The organism is Sulfitobacter sp. W027 (assembly GCF_025143985.1).
Lineage (GTDB): Bacteria > Pseudomonadota > Alphaproteobacteria > Rhodobacterales > Rhodobacteraceae > Sulfitobacter.
Genome location: NZ_CP083564.1, coordinates 2,180,257 through 2,193,091 on the forward strand (window position 1 = coordinate 2,180,257; position 12,835 = coordinate 2,193,091).

A 12,835-nucleotide genomic window follows, 5' to 3' on the forward strand; every position below is an offset into this window, starting at 1 on the left:
AAACACTCTGCGGATGCATGAAGAAGATGTGAACTGCGTCCCCCCCACCGCCTGTGTATCTGGGGCGCGGAATCGGCAAGATACCGCGCAGCAAGAGTGTAGGCTGCACGCCGCCAGAGGCGAGGCCTCAGATCAATTTTCTTTCAGGAGTGTTCCGACCATCGTTTTACTATTGCAAAACATGGTGGTGCGGTCGGAGAGACTCGAACTCTCACGGGTGTTACCCCACAGCGACCTCAACGCTGCGCGTCTACCATTCCGCCACGACCGCACGCCATGGTTGGTGGGCGGGGTTTAGCCAAAGACCAGAGGCTTGTGAAGAGGCAATCGGCAAAATTTTTCAGGGAGTTTCAGAAAGCTGTTCACAGCCCCTTTTTCGCGCCGCTTTCCCCGTTCACGATCTCTTTAATATCGTGCAATCTCATGGCTCAGACGTTGAAAGGACGCGCCGGGCAGGCCATCTGTGGGGCAAGCAATAAGGATTTCGTTATGCCCGCAGATACCACCCCTACCCCGACAGACACCCCTACCGTGCAAATCGACATCGTGTCGGATGTCATGTGTCCTTGGTGTATCGTGGGCTATAAACAACTGGAACAGGCGCTTGGCGCTGTTGGTGTCGGGGCCTATCTGCGCTGGCATCCGTTCGAGTTGAACCCCCAGATGCCTGCCGAGGGTCAAAACATGGCTGAGCATCTGGCCGAGAAGTACGGATCGACTCCTGCCCAATCGGTCGAGAATCGCAAACGGCTATCCCAGATGGGCCGCGATCTGGGCTTTACCTTTAATTTCTCCGATGACACGCGGATGCAAAACACCTTCGCCGCGCATCAATTGTTGACTTGGGCGCAGGTCAAAGGTCTGCAGCACCCGCTGAAAATGGCCCTCTTCGACGCGCATTTCACCCAAGGGCGCAATGTGAACGATAGCGAAGTGCTGGCCGATGTCGCGGCTTCCGTCGGGCTGGACCAGGCCGAGGCGCTGGAAGTGCTAAGCAGTGGCAGCCTAGCTGAGCAAACCCGTGAAGCTCAGGATTTCTGGACCTCGCGGGGCATCTCCGGCGTGCCATCGATGATTTTTGAGGGCAAATACCTCGTCACCGGCGCACAGGGGGCCGAGAATTACGCCCAGATGCTGCGCAAGGTTTTGGAAGAGCGCGACGCTGCCGCCTGACGCAGAGCCTCTGGCGGTGCGGCACAGGTCTTGCTAAGGCATCTCTATGGTTGAATGGATCATCACCGACGGCTTGACCGATTACCGCAGCGCCGAGGCGTGGATGGAGGCGCGCGCCACCGCTATTTCCGCTGGTGAGGCCAAAGAATGCATCTGGCTGGTGGAGCATCCCCCGCTCTACACCGCCGGCACCTCGGCAAAAGCCGAAGACCTGACCGAGCCTGACCGATTCCCCGTCTACCCTACTCGGCGCGGCGGGCAATATACCTACCACGGGCCGGGCCAGCGCGTGGCCTATGTCATGCTCGACGTGGCTGCACGAGGGCGCGATGTGCGCTGTTTCGTGCGCCAACTGGAGAATTGGGTGATCGCCACCTTAGACCAATTTAACCTGCGCGGAGAGATTCGCCCTGGTCGCGTTGGCGTCTGGGTGCAGCGGCCCGAAAAACCCGCGCAGCCCGATGGCAGCCCCGCCGAAGACAAGATCGCCGCGATTGGAATTCGGCTGCGCAAATGGGTTAGCTTTCACGGCATCAGCATCAACGTAGAGCCGGACCTCAGCCATTTTGGCGGCATTGTCCCCTGCGGCATCACGACCCATGGGGTAACCTCACTGGTCGATCTGGGCCTGCCCGTGACAATGGATGATGTCGACCTTGCCCTTCGCGCAACCTTTGAGGATGTCTTTGCAAGCGATCCTGTCGGCAGTTGCGATATCGCCTCCTGACGGTCCGAGAGCCCGTGCCGAGCGCGCCCCACCTTGATTTTACGGCCACAACACTCGGGCAAAAAATACCCTCCCTGCGACCATCGCGCCCATTGCCCCCGCGAAGCGAGCGCTCTAAAACGGGCGCGACTACGCATGCGCCGCCTATGGTGCCATGTGTCCAATTCATTTGCAGGAGGCACCGCATGGCAGACGCAGCCATTCACGGCCAAGATCATCACGACGACCGGGGGTTCTTCACCCGGTGGTTCATGTCCACCAACCACAAAGACATCGGTATTTTGTACCTGATCGTCTCGGCTTTCGTGGGTCTTATCTCGGTGGCATTCACCGTTTACATGCGCCTTGAGCTCATGGATCCCGGCGTTCAATACATGTGTATGGAAGGCGCGCGTTTCATCGCGGATAGTGCCGCTGCATGTACGCCGAACGGTCATCTGTGGAACGTGCTGATCACCGGCCACGGCATCCTGATGATGTTCTTCGTTGTGATTCCCGCTCTCTTCGGTGGGTTCGGCAACTACTTCATGCCGCTGCAAATCGGCGCGCCGGACATGGCCTTCCCGCGGATGAACAACCTCAGCTTCTGGCTCTATGTGGCCGGCACGACGCTGGCGGTCTGCTCGATCCTGACCCCGGGCGGCAACGGCCAGCTCGGCTCCGGCGTGGGCTGGGTGCTCTACCCGCCGCTCTCGGTGCGCGAAGCAGGCATGTCGATGGACTTCGCGATCTTCGCTGTCCACGTCTCGGGTGCCTCGTCGATCCTCGGCGCGATTAACATGATCACCACCTTCCTGAACATGCGCGCCCCAGGCATGACCCTGTTCAAAGTGCCGCTCTTCGCGTGGTCGATCTTCGTTACAAGCTGGCTGATCCTTCTGTCCTTGCCGGTTCTGGCGGGCGCGATCACCATGCTGCTAATGGACCGTAACTTCGGCTTTGCCTTCTTTGACCCCGCAGGCGGTGGTGACCCGATCCTCTACCAGCACATCCTGTGGTTTTTCGGTCACCCCGAAGTTTACATCATCATCCTACCGGGCTTTGGCATCATCTCCCACGTGATTGCGACCTTCTCGCGCAAACCGGTCTTCGGCTACCTGCCGATGGTCTGGGCGATCATCGCGATTGGCGCTCTGGGCTTCGTCGTCTGGGCCCACCACATGTACACGGTGGGCATGACCCTGAACCAGCAGGCCTACTTCATGCTGGCCACCATGGTCATCGCGGTGCCGACAGGGGTGAAGGTCTTCAGCTGGATCGCCACCATGTGGGGCGGCTCTATCGAGTTCAAAACACCGATGCTCTGGGCCTTCGGCTTCCTGTTCCTCTTCACCGTCGGTGGCGTCACCGGCATCGTGCTGAGCCAAGCCGCCGTCGACCGCGCCTATCACGACACCTACTACGTCGTGGCACACTTCCACTACGTGATGTCCCTCGGTGCCGTCTTTGCCATCTTCGCAGGCATCTACTTCTACCTGCCCAAGATGACAGGCCGCATGTACCCCGAATGGGCAGGCAAGCTGCACTTCTGGGCGATGTTTATCGGCGCCAACCTGACCTTCTTCCCCCAGCACTTCTTGGGCCGTCAGGGCATGCCACGCCGCTACATCGACTATCCTGAGGCCTTCGCCTACTGGAACCAGTGGTCCTCGATCGGTGCCTTCCTCAGCTTCGCCTCCTTCCTGTTCTTTTTCGGGATCATGGCCTACACGCTGACCCGCGGCGCCCGCTCCACCGCAAACAACCCGTGGAACGAGTTCGCCGACACGCTGGAATGGACCCTGCCCAGCCCGCCGCCCGAACACACGTTCGAGCAGCTTCCAAAACAGGAAGACTGGGACAAGCAGCACAGCCACTAAGTGCTGCGTCACAATTTTAAAGGCCCCGCCACATGCGGGGCCTTTTCTTTTGCACCGCTGCACTGTCACACTCGGCGAAAGCCCTAGACAAAGGTCACCCCATGCCTCTCACCCTCACCCCGATCTACGCAGCCCTTTGCGCGCTGGTCTTCCTCGGCCTCAGCTGGCATGTGATTGCCTACCGGCGCGCCAATCGCATCTCTCTCGGCGATACCGGAGACAAAGCGCTGCTCAAACGCATGCGCGCACAGGCCAATGCGGCAGAATACATGCCCATCGCGCTGATTTTGCTGTCGCTGACCGAAGCTAATGGCGCACCCGCCCTGGCAGTCCACGCCCTTGGCCTCGCGCTGCTGACGGGCCGCATCCTGCACCCTCTAGGCTTTGCCGCCACCCCGCAAAAATTCATTCTGCGCCAGGTCGGCATGGTGCTGACCCTCGGCATGATCGCCGTATCGGCCCTCGGTCTACTGGGTCACGCCTTCTTCTGATTCATCCTTTTTCAAATACCCGCGGGGGTCCGGGGGCAGCGCCCCCGCCCTGCGCAATTTTTTCCGTCCAAAACCACATTTCCCTCTTGAAGCCCCCTGCCCCAATGGGTATTTCGCCCTCACCAGACGGTAAGCGGGCGTAGCTCAGGGGTAGAGCATAACCTTGCCAAGGTTAGGGTCGGGCGTTCGAATCGCCTCGCCCGCTCCATCTGGTTTGCACAGGGTCGCCTCTTCGGATGCGGCCCTTTGTGTTTTTCGCCCCCTAAAAGTCGCCCTTAAAAAACGTATGTACCCGGTCAAGCCGCCGCATTTTACCTCTTGCAGCCCCCCGCGCGAATGGGTATTCCCCCCTCACCAACCGGATGCGGGCGTAGCTCAGGGGTAGAGCATAACCTTGCCAAGGTTAGGGTCGGGCGTTCGAATCGCCTCGCCCGCTCCAGGTTGGTCCTACCACCCCGTAGGACACGCAAAGCCGCCCTTTTGGGCGGCTTTTGTGTATCCGCCCCCAAACTGACACAAAAAAACGCCCCATGACGAACACGGGGCGTATAGGTACGGAACGAGGGACAGTAGGTGGCCGGCAGGCGTTCCGGGCCTGCGGTCACCTTTAAATTTAGGAAGCCTCAGCCGTTTTCAAAGGGGCCGAAGCCTGCTGCCCCGTCCCCAAACTCATTTTGAGCCAATTTCTGCCGATTCTCAGCCCCCCACCCGGCTCGCGTAAAGCGCGATGGCCGCGGCATTGGACACGTTGAGCGAGCCGAAACCGCCCGCCGCGTCGATCCGCACCAGCGCATCCACTGTCTCACGTGTCTTTTCACGCAGCCCCGGCCCCTCGGCCCCCAAGACAAGCGCCACAGGACGATCCCGGCGGCCTTCTACCGCGCCTTCGATGGTCTGCTCCGCCTCCCCATCAAGCCCCAGCACCAGATAGCCCATGTCCTGCAGCGCACGGATCGCGTCAGCAAGGTTGCGCACGCGCAGGTAGGGCTGGCGCTCCAGCGCGCCGCTCGCGGTCTTGGCCAACGCCCCCGTCTCAGGTGCGGAGTGGTGTTTGGTACCGATCACGGCCGATGCCCCCAAAACTTCAGCCGAGCGGAGAATCGCGCCAACGTTATGCGGGTCAGTCACCCGGTCGAGCAGCAACAGACGTGGCGCAGTGTCACCAATGGCGACATCCTCCAACCGACCCCAGTTCAGCGGCTTCACTTCCAGCACTGCACCTTGGTGAACGGAATTCGGATCAAGCGGCGGACGGAACTTGCGCGGGTCAACGACTTCAGGCGTGATTCCCGCCTCCGCGATGGCATCTTCCAACTTCGCTTGGGCATTCGGCGTGACCATCAGCTGCAGTTTTTCCCGGTTGGGATTCATCAAGGCGTCGCGCACCGCATGCAGGCCAAAAAGCCAAACTGTCTGCGCCGCGTCGGCCTTTTTGTCCTGCTCTTTTTGCACGACCCATTTGGGTTTCTTCATCTCTTTATCCTTTCGCGCGATTTCCCCAAGATTTCTCGGGAATTCGCCTTGACGGTCCTTTGGGTCGCTTGTAATCACGCCCCCACGTCAGGTGCAATGCACCGGGACAAAGTGGGCGACAGGCCGCAAGGTGTGGCAGGGGACTGTAACTCCCTCGCGGAGACGCACGCCTGGTTCGATTCCAGGGTCGCCCACCACTTTATCCTTTCTATATGGCCCTCGCTTTTGCGAGATGCGGCAGAATCTGACCGGGTCGCTTCATCAAGGGTTCACAGTTAATCCGTTTCATGCTGCCCCCTCGTTCCCCCCATCCAACTGCGCCGATGCACGCCCTTCACAGGATCAGCACATCCCCGCGCTTGTAACCGACCAGCTCCATACTCAGATCGTCGTAAACCAGCTGAATCCGAACCGTTTGGACGGAACCGAGATCAAACGTCAGATAGGGCTGCGGATCGACGTCCAGGATCGCATTTGGCGTTGGCAGCGTGTCGTGACAGGGCGGCATCGGCCAGTTCTGCATCGGCCCATCGTTTACCGCGATTGCCATGACGGCCAGCCCGCAGCGCCAACTCCACAGATGGGTGACATAGACGAGGTCCTTTCCGTTATACTCCCGTACCGCGGTCCAATTGCCACGCGTGGCGTTCAGGATCGACTTCACCTCCGCGGCGGTGGTGAACCGCCCTGTGGGGGTTTGATCCTCGGCGACCAAGCCCGGGGGCACGGCGGCCATGTGGAATGCCCGAGCCGGGGCTGCGGGCGTCGGTGGCGCCGCCGGGCTGGCCGGAGCTGCGGGCCGCGCGGGGGCCTGCACCGTCATCGGCATATCCGGTCGGCCAATCCCGTCCGAGGGCGCAGGTGATCCGCCGATACTGATTACGATCACCGCGAAAACAAGATCGAACATCCAGTACCCTCCTGCAGACCGCTAAATTGGTGGCTTTTACCAGCAGATACATGCCCTTATACTGGCGAAAACCATGAGGCTGCGTCCAAGTATGACACGCAATTCGCGTATCCCGCAAATTTTCAACGTCGTCATCGTGGCCCAACAGGGTCGTCTGGCCTATGAGGCGCTGCTTTTCGCGGCCTCCCTGAGGCACTCCTGCCCCGACTTCAAAGGACGTTTGTTGATAGCGGAGCCGCAGCCCGGCCCGCTTTGGGACGGGGACCCGCGCATCGCCAATGACACTCTGCGCGACGCGCTCGTGGACCTCGGGGCAGAGTTCATCTCCTTCGAAAGCCAGCATTTCGGCACCGCCTACCCCTATGGCAACAAAATCGAGATGCTCAGCGCCCTGCCCGCGGGCGAACCCTTTGTTTTCTTTGACACTGACACTTTGATCACCGGTGATCTTAACGACGTGCCTTTTGACTTTGACCGCCCCTCCGCCTCCCTTCGGCGCGAGGGGACATGGCCAGAGCCACAGCTTTACGGGCCGGGCTATACCGGACTGTGGAAATCGCTCTACGACAAATTCGACCTCGACTTTGCCAGCAGCCTCGATTTCAGCCAGCCGGATGAATATTGGCGCCGTTATCTCTATTTTAACGCGGGCTTCTTCTACTACCGCTGCCCCCGCGAATTTAGGGAGCTTTTCTTGCGCTACGCGCTTGCGGTGCGTGACGACCCTCCGGTTGAGCTTTGCGCGCAGAGCTTTGATCCCTGGCTCGACCAGATCGTACTGCCGCTGGTGATCCACGCGCTTGGCGGCGGGCGCGACGCCCTGCCCTCTGGCCTGCTGGATGGCACGGTGTCCTGCCACTACCGCTTCCTGCCGCTGCTCTACGCCCGTGAAAGCGACCGTGCCATTAAGGTGCTTGAGGCCGTAAGCGCCCCCAACTGGATGAAAAAGCTGCTGAAAGAACGCGATGCGATCAAGCGGATGGTGTACCAAGGGCGCGGTGCCAAGGTGCGCGCGCTCTTTGATCAAGACAACCTGCCCCGGCGCGAACAGGCGATCCGCAACCGGATCAAATCCAACGGCTTTTGGATGCGCTGAGGGCTGCGTCCCCCGTTGTCTGGATGGATCTTTGCGCCTAGGCTGCGCGAAATCCGTTTTTCTGAGAGGACAGACCAATGGCCGATAGCCCCAATCATCATTTCGACACGTTGCAAATTCACGCCGGCGCCCACCCCGACCCGGCCACCGGTGCGCGGCAGACGCCGATTTACCAGACGACGGCCTATGTCTTTCGCGATGCGGACCACGCGGCGGCGCTCTTTAACCTGCAAGAGGTGGGTTACATCTATTCGCGCCTGACCAACCCCACCAATGCCGTTCTACAAGAGCGTATTGCAACGCTTGAAGGCGGTGTCGGCGCGGTTTGCTGTTCCTCGGGCCATGCGGCCCAGATCATGGCGCTGTTCCCACTGATGGGGCCGGGCAAGAACATCGTCGCCTCCACGCGTCTTTACGGCGGCACGGTCACGCAGTTCAGCCATACGATCAAACGCTTCGGCTGGTCCTGCAAATTCGTCGACTTCGACGATCCGCAGGCCGTTGCTGATGCCATTGACGATGACACCCGCGCGATCTTTGGCGAGGCCATCGCAAACCCCGGCGGCTATATCATGGACGTGCGCGCCATTGCCGATGTGGCCGATGCGGCGGGCATTCCGCTGATCATCGACAACACCAGCGCCACGCCCTACCTCTGTCGCCCGATCGAACTCGGCGCGACGCTGGTCGTCCATTCCACCACGAAATACCTCACCGGGAACGGCACTGTGATGGGCGGTTGCGTGGTGGATTCGGGCAAGTTCGACTGGTCAGCCAATGACAAATTCCCCTCGCTCAGCCAGCCAGAGGAAGCCTACCACGGCATGAAATTCCACGAGACCTTCGGCGCGATGGCCTTCACCTTCCACGGCATCGCCATTGGGTTGCGCGATCTGGGCATGACCATGAACCCGCAAGCGGCGCATTACACGCTGATGGGGATCGAGACCCTGTCGCTGCGGATGGACCGCCATGTGCAGAACGCGGTAAAGGTGGCGGAATGGCTCGAACAGGACGATCGCGTCGATTACGTCACCTATGCCGGGTTGAAATCCTCGCCCTATCACAAGCGCATGCAAAAGGTCTGCCCCAAGGGCGCGGGCGGGCTGTTCACCTTCGCGGTCAAAGGCGGCTATGACGCCTGTGTGAAGCTGGTCAACAGCCTTGAAATCTTTAGCCATGTGGCGAACTTGGGCGATACGCGTTCGCTGATCATTCACTCCGCCTCCACCACCCACCGCCAGCTCACTGAAGAGCAGCAGGAAGCGGCGGGTGCTGGACCCGGCGTGGTGCGTATCTCAATCGGGACGGAGAATGCCGACGATCTGATCGCCGATCTGGATCAAGCGCTGGCCAAAGCCACGGCCTGAGCTCATCCCCCGCCGGGCAAACCGGCGGGTTTTTTTGCGCGGCGCGGCTTACTGCGCTGGCGCAATCGCGAAGGTCATGGAGACCTCAGCCTGCACCTCCACCTCACCTTCGGCCACGGCGCTGTCCATCGCCATGCCCATGCGGGCGGCCTCGAACATCTTGGGCTGGGAGTGTGAGTTTTCGGTCATGCGCAGCAGCGTGCCGAGCTTCACTCCAGCCGCCTCGGCCAACTGCCGGGCACGTTCGGTGGCATCGGCAACTGCGGCTTTGCGCGCTTCGGCCAGCGCATCTTTGGGATCTTGAAGACCGAAGTCCAATCCATTGAAATCATTCGCACCCTCATCAATCACAGCATCCATCATCGCGCCGAGACGGTCCAGATCGCGGACCTTCACGGTCACCGAATTGCCCGCCTCATAGCCGGTGATACGCGGCGGCGTGCCATTTTCGATAGGGCGGCGGTCATGTACTGGGCGCAGGTAAAAGCGGCTGGTCTGACGGTCTTTCGCCGCGATGCCCTGCGCGTCAAGCTGGGTCAGGATCGCGCTCACGGCCTCAGTCACCTTGTCCATCGCGGCTTTGGCGGTGGGGGCCTCTTCGGTCACGCCCAGAGTGATCGTCGCCATATCGGGCGCGGCGGCAATGGTGCCTTGGCCGGTGACGATAATGCCCTCTTCTGGCCCCTGCTGGGCCGAGACCAGTCCAGCCCCCGCCATCCACGCCAGCGCCACCCAATTCATCAGTCGCATGTTCGTTCCTTTCCGTGCATCAATGCGCCGCCATATGCCCACCGCAATGCACCGCTGACAAGCTCCTCAGGGGTGCGCACCCTTTCCTTGGGCGAACTCCTGCTCTATCCTTCGCGATGACTGCGGCGCGTCTGTAAGTGCGCCCGACCCCATGCTAAAGTCGACAGCGATGAAGCCGAATTTTACCCTTTCCCTGTCGTTCGACGGCATTCGTTTGCTCCACCGTACTACGGGCGGGTGGCGGCTTGTTGGCGAAGTGGCGCTCGACAGTGCCGATCTGGCGGCGGAACTGGCGGTTTTGCGCAAAACCGCCACGGCGTTGGAACCCGGCGGGCTACGCAGCTTGCTGCTGATCCCTGATGCTCAGATCAAATATCTGACAATCGACACGCCCGGAATGGACCCCGTCGCCCGCCGTGCCGCGGCAGTGGCGGCATTGGAGGGGGCCACGCCCTATGCGGTGGCCGATCTGGTGTTCGACGTCCATGCCGATGGTGCGCAAAGCCATGTGGCCGCCGTGGCGCGCGAGACCTTGGAAGAGGCCGAAGCCTTCGCGGTCGAGCACCGTTTCCACCCGGTCAGCTTTGCCGCCGCCCCTGCCGCCCATACCTTCGGCGGTGCGCCGCATTTCGGCATAACCAACGCCGCATCAAAGCTTTTGGACCCCGGAGAAACCGTGGAGCCCGAAGCGGACCCTATCGAGATCTCCGGGAAGACGAGCGCGCCCGAGGGCGCGATCGTCGATACGGATGAGACGACGCCCGTAGTCCACGCGCCTGAGGCAGAGCCAGAGTTGGCAGCCACGCCCGAGGATGCGCCGCCGGCTGAAGTTCCCAATCAAACGCAGGGTGCCACTGACGCAGCAGCATTAGAGGCGACACCCGAAAAGACGCCTCCTCCCCTCAATGAGGACCTGCCCGAACTGGTCGTGCCTGCGGAGGAACCGAAGACAGCGGATGCCTCTGCAAAGGCTATGATGGCCCCAACGCCAGAGGAAACACCGCCGCCGCTGGCGGAGGATTTGCCGAAACTCGATGCCCCTGCGACTGCTCAGGCGAACGAAAAGCCAACCCCGCCCGCGTTCGGCAGCGTTGCAGCTTCCGCGGCGCCACTTGCTGCGGTCGCGAGCGTCGAGGCGGAAGCAACCGCGCAGCCGGCCGCTTCTGCGCGGCCAGAGCCTTCGCGCAAGGTTGATTTCTCGGCGCCGCCCTCGCGCAGCGCCCCGGCGGCAGGTTTCGCGACGCGCCGCAGCGGCACCGACACTGCGCCCAATCTTGGCGGGGCGAGCCGGGCGACACCGCCGCCCCCGCCTGCTCCCAGGCTGGAACCAAAACCTGCACCTGCGCCCAGCACCCCATCGCTCCCCATCGGTGCGCCCTCACCCGCTGCCGCCCCGCTCGCCCCACAGATGCCCGTTAAGGCGGCCACCGCCGCCGCCGCGACAGAGGCCGCAGCCCCGCAGCCCGACAGCAGTTCCCTGACGCCCGAGCCTTCGCCGTCGGGCGGCGCGTTCTTAAGCCGGCGCAAGCCCAAACCTTCGAAAGATCGCCGGTCGACCGTCACTCCGGCCACTGCCGCGCGCACTTCAGAAGCTGACCGAATGACCGTTTTCGGGGCGCGGCGACGCAACGAAGTCGGCGGCAAACCGCGATTTCTTGGCCTGATCCTGACAGCGGCACTCTTGGTGTTCCTCGCGGGCGTTGCGGCCTGGGCATCGATCTTCCTAGACGAGGGCAGCGCACTCTCGCGGCTCTTTGGCGACCGCAGCCCCCGCAGCACTGCCGAAGCTCTGGCCCCTGCGGATACTCCCGACATCGATGAAGATATCACCCTCCTCCCCCCGGAACCTACCGGGCCGGATGCGATCGAGACGGCTGCGTTGGACGCCGGGCTGACCGATGAGGATGGGGCAGTCCTCGACGCGCTGCGCGATCCTGAACCGCGCCCCATCACTGAGATGACAGAGGCCGAGATCGACGCGAAATATGCCACCACCGGCATCTGGGCGCGCGCGCCAGATGTGCCCCCGGCCCCGGCAGCGGCCATCGATATTGACGATCTCTACCTCACCAGCATTGACCCGATCAGCACCACGACCGACGCCGTGGCCCTCCCTCCCGCCAGCGGCTTTGGCACTGATGCGGCACCGGGCGCGGTGAACTCCCCGGCGGCGGCAGGCACGAGTTTTGCGCTGGACGCCCGCGGTCTGGTCAAACCTACAGCCCAAGGTGCGCTGAGCCCCGATGGGCATCTGGTCTACCTTGGCCGCCCCACCGCCGAGCCTCCCGTCACATTGACCCGGCCTGAGGTCGAGCCGGCGGCCCCGGAGGTCGACAGCGCCTTGGCAGAGGCCCGACCTCGCACACGACCCGATGATCTGGAAGAGACCACCGAACGCGCGCAGCTTGACGGTCTGACGCGCTCTGAGTTGGCCGGGCTGCGTCCGCAGTTGCGGCCAAAGTCCGTTCAGGAAGAGGCAGAGGACGCACTTGCCGCCGCGGCACCGCCCGAGGTCACAATCGATCCGATAGACACCAGCGACGCTGTTGCCGCCGCCCTCGCCACCCCACCGGCGATCCAGAATGCCACGAAGCAGGCCACCACCCAATCGCGCCGCCCCGACACACGGCCCCGCAATTTTGACCGGATTGTAAAGCGCGCCGCCCGCAGCCCGGAGCCTGCACAGGTCGCCAGTGTGGCGCCCAAAGCCGTGCAGCCGCGCTTTCCGTCTAAGACGTCGGTTGCGAAACAGGCCACAGTGAAAAACGCGATCAATCTGCGGGATGTCAATTTGATCGGCGTTTACGGCAAACCATCGAACCGCCGCGCCTTGGTCCGGCTCAGCAATGGGCGCTATCAAAAGGTTGAGGTCGGCGACCGTATCGATGGGGGTCGCGTTTCTGCAATTGGCGATAGTGAACTGCGCTATGTGCGCCGGGGCCGCAATGTCGTGCTGAAGATGCCGAACTGAGGCGGGCGCGGACCC

The 12,835-nt window shown here is 62.0% G+C and carries 10 protein-coding genes and 4 tRNA genes; 10 read left to right on the top strand and 4 right to left on the bottom strand.

The genetic code is table 11. The annotated features are described in order from the left end of the window. Positions 1-185 precede the first annotated feature (185 nt). Positions 186-271 (bottom strand) — tRNA-Leu (locus K3759_RS10655). A gap of 218 nt (positions 272-489) precedes the next feature. Here K3759_RS10655 and K3759_RS10660 point away from each other — a divergent pair. The 6 genes from K3759_RS10660 (at position 490) to K3759_RS10685 (ending at position 4,689) form a co-directional block, all read left to right on the top strand. Beyond that, entirely contained in the window at positions 490-1,173 is a 684-nt protein-coding gene (locus K3759_RS10660; RefSeq protein WP_259981698.1) for a DsbA family oxidoreductase, read from the top strand. 46 nt (positions 1,174-1,219) lie between these two features. Continuing rightward, positions 1,220-1,900 (top strand): lipoyl(octanoyl) transferase LipB, encoded by a 681-nt coding sequence (gene lipB, locus K3759_RS10665; protein ID WP_259981700.1) that lies wholly within the window; start codon positions 1,220-1,222, stop codon positions 1,898-1,900. A gap of 185 nt (positions 1,901-2,085) precedes the next feature. Beyond that, entirely contained in the window at positions 2,086-3,759 is a 1,674-nt protein-coding gene (gene ctaD / locus K3759_RS10670) for a cytochrome c oxidase subunit I (RefSeq protein ID WP_259981702.1), read from the top strand. Positions 3,760-3,860: 101 nt separating this feature from the next. Then, positions 3,861-4,250 (top strand): MAPEG family protein, encoded by a 390-nt coding sequence (locus tag K3759_RS10675; RefSeq protein ID WP_259981703.1) that lies wholly within the window; start codon positions 3,861-3,863, stop codon positions 4,248-4,250. 133 nt (positions 4,251-4,383) lie between these two features. Beyond that, positions 4,384-4,458, top strand: a tRNA-Gly gene (locus K3759_RS10680). A 156-nt stretch (positions 4,459-4,614) separates the two neighbouring features. Further along, a tRNA-Gly gene (locus tag K3759_RS10685) sits at positions 4,615-4,689 on the top strand. 257 nt (positions 4,690-4,946) lie between these two features. Here K3759_RS10685 and rlmB read toward each other — a convergent pair. Next, positions 4,947-5,723 carry a 23S rRNA (guanosine(2251)-2'-O)-methyltransferase RlmB gene (rlmB, locus tag K3759_RS10690; protein ID WP_259981704.1) on the bottom strand — a complete coding sequence of 259 codons (777 nt, stop codon included), beginning with the start codon at positions 5,721-5,723 and terminating at the stop codon, positions 4,947-4,949. Between the two features lie 113 nt (positions 5,724-5,836). On the opposite strand from rlmB, the gene K3759_RS10695 reads away from it, so the two are divergent. After that, positions 5,837-5,920, top strand: a tRNA-Tyr gene (locus K3759_RS10695). A gap of 137 nt (positions 5,921-6,057) precedes the next feature. On the opposite strand, the gene K3759_RS10700 is transcribed toward K3759_RS10695, so the two are convergent. Then, positions 6,058-6,633 (bottom strand): hypothetical protein, encoded by a 576-nt coding sequence (locus K3759_RS10700; protein WP_259981706.1) that lies wholly within the window; start codon positions 6,631-6,633, stop codon positions 6,058-6,060. A gap of 91 nt (positions 6,634-6,724) precedes the next feature. On the opposite strand from K3759_RS10700, the gene K3759_RS10705 reads away from it, so the two are divergent. Then, on the top strand, positions 6,725-7,729 hold the full coding sequence (locus tag K3759_RS10705; protein WP_259981708.1) for a hypothetical protein: 1,005 nt from the start codon (positions 6,725-6,727) through the stop codon (positions 7,727-7,729). 77 nt (positions 7,730-7,806) lie between these two features. Continuing rightward, complete coding sequence (locus tag K3759_RS10710; RefSeq protein ID WP_259981710.1) at positions 7,807-9,099, top strand: O-acetylhomoserine aminocarboxypropyltransferase/cysteine synthase family protein; 1,293 nt, start codon at positions 7,807-7,809, stop codon at positions 9,097-9,099. A 48-nt stretch (positions 9,100-9,147) separates the two neighbouring features. Here K3759_RS10710 and K3759_RS10715 read toward each other — a convergent pair whose 3' ends face one another. Then, the gene (locus tag K3759_RS10715) at positions 9,148-9,849 is read right to left on the bottom strand and encodes an SIMPL domain-containing protein (RefSeq protein ID WP_259981712.1); all 702 of its coding nucleotides are present in this window, start codon (positions 9,847-9,849) and stop codon (positions 9,148-9,150) included. A 151-nt stretch (positions 9,850-10,000) separates the two neighbouring features. Here K3759_RS10715 and K3759_RS10720 point away from each other — a divergent pair, with 151 nt between their 5' ends. Then, entirely contained in the window at positions 10,001-12,820 is a 2,820-nt protein-coding gene (locus tag K3759_RS10720; protein WP_259981714.1) for a hypothetical protein, read from the top strand. Positions 12,821-12,835 lie beyond the last annotated feature (15 nt).

Excerpts from the sequence above, each read along its gene's own strand:
- K3759_RS10660 (WP_259981698.1), top strand. The coding sequence starts at position 490 with ATGCCCGCAGATACCACCCCTACCCCGACAGACACCCCTACCGTGCAA.
- lipB (WP_259981700.1), top strand. The coding sequence starts at position 1,220 with ATGGTTGAATGGATCATCACCGACGGCTTGACCGATTACCGCAGCGCC.
- ctaD (WP_259981702.1), top strand. The coding sequence starts at position 2,086 with ATGGCAGACGCAGCCATTCACGGCCAAGATCATCACGACGACCGGGGG.
- K3759_RS10675 (WP_259981703.1), top strand. The coding sequence starts at position 3,861 with ATGCCTCTCACCCTCACCCCGATCTACGCAGCCCTTTGCGCGCTGGTC.
- rlmB (WP_259981704.1), bottom strand. The coding sequence starts at position 5,723 with ATGAAGAAACCCAAATGGGTCGTGCAAAAAGAGCAGGACAAAAAGGCC.
- K3759_RS10700 (WP_259981706.1), bottom strand. The coding sequence starts at position 6,633 with ATGTTCGATCTTGTTTTCGCGGTGATCGTAATCAGTATCGGCGGATCA.
- K3759_RS10705 (WP_259981708.1), top strand. The coding sequence starts at position 6,725 with ATGACACGCAATTCGCGTATCCCGCAAATTTTCAACGTCGTCATCGTG.
- K3759_RS10710 (WP_259981710.1), top strand. The coding sequence starts at position 7,807 with ATGGCCGATAGCCCCAATCATCATTTCGACACGTTGCAAATTCACGCC.
- K3759_RS10715 (WP_259981712.1), bottom strand. The coding sequence starts at position 9,849 with ATGCGACTGATGAATTGGGTGGCGCTGGCGTGGATGGCGGGGGCTGGA.
- K3759_RS10720 (WP_259981714.1), top strand. The coding sequence starts at position 10,001 with ATGCTAAAGTCGACAGCGATGAAGCCGAATTTTACCCTTTCCCTGTCG.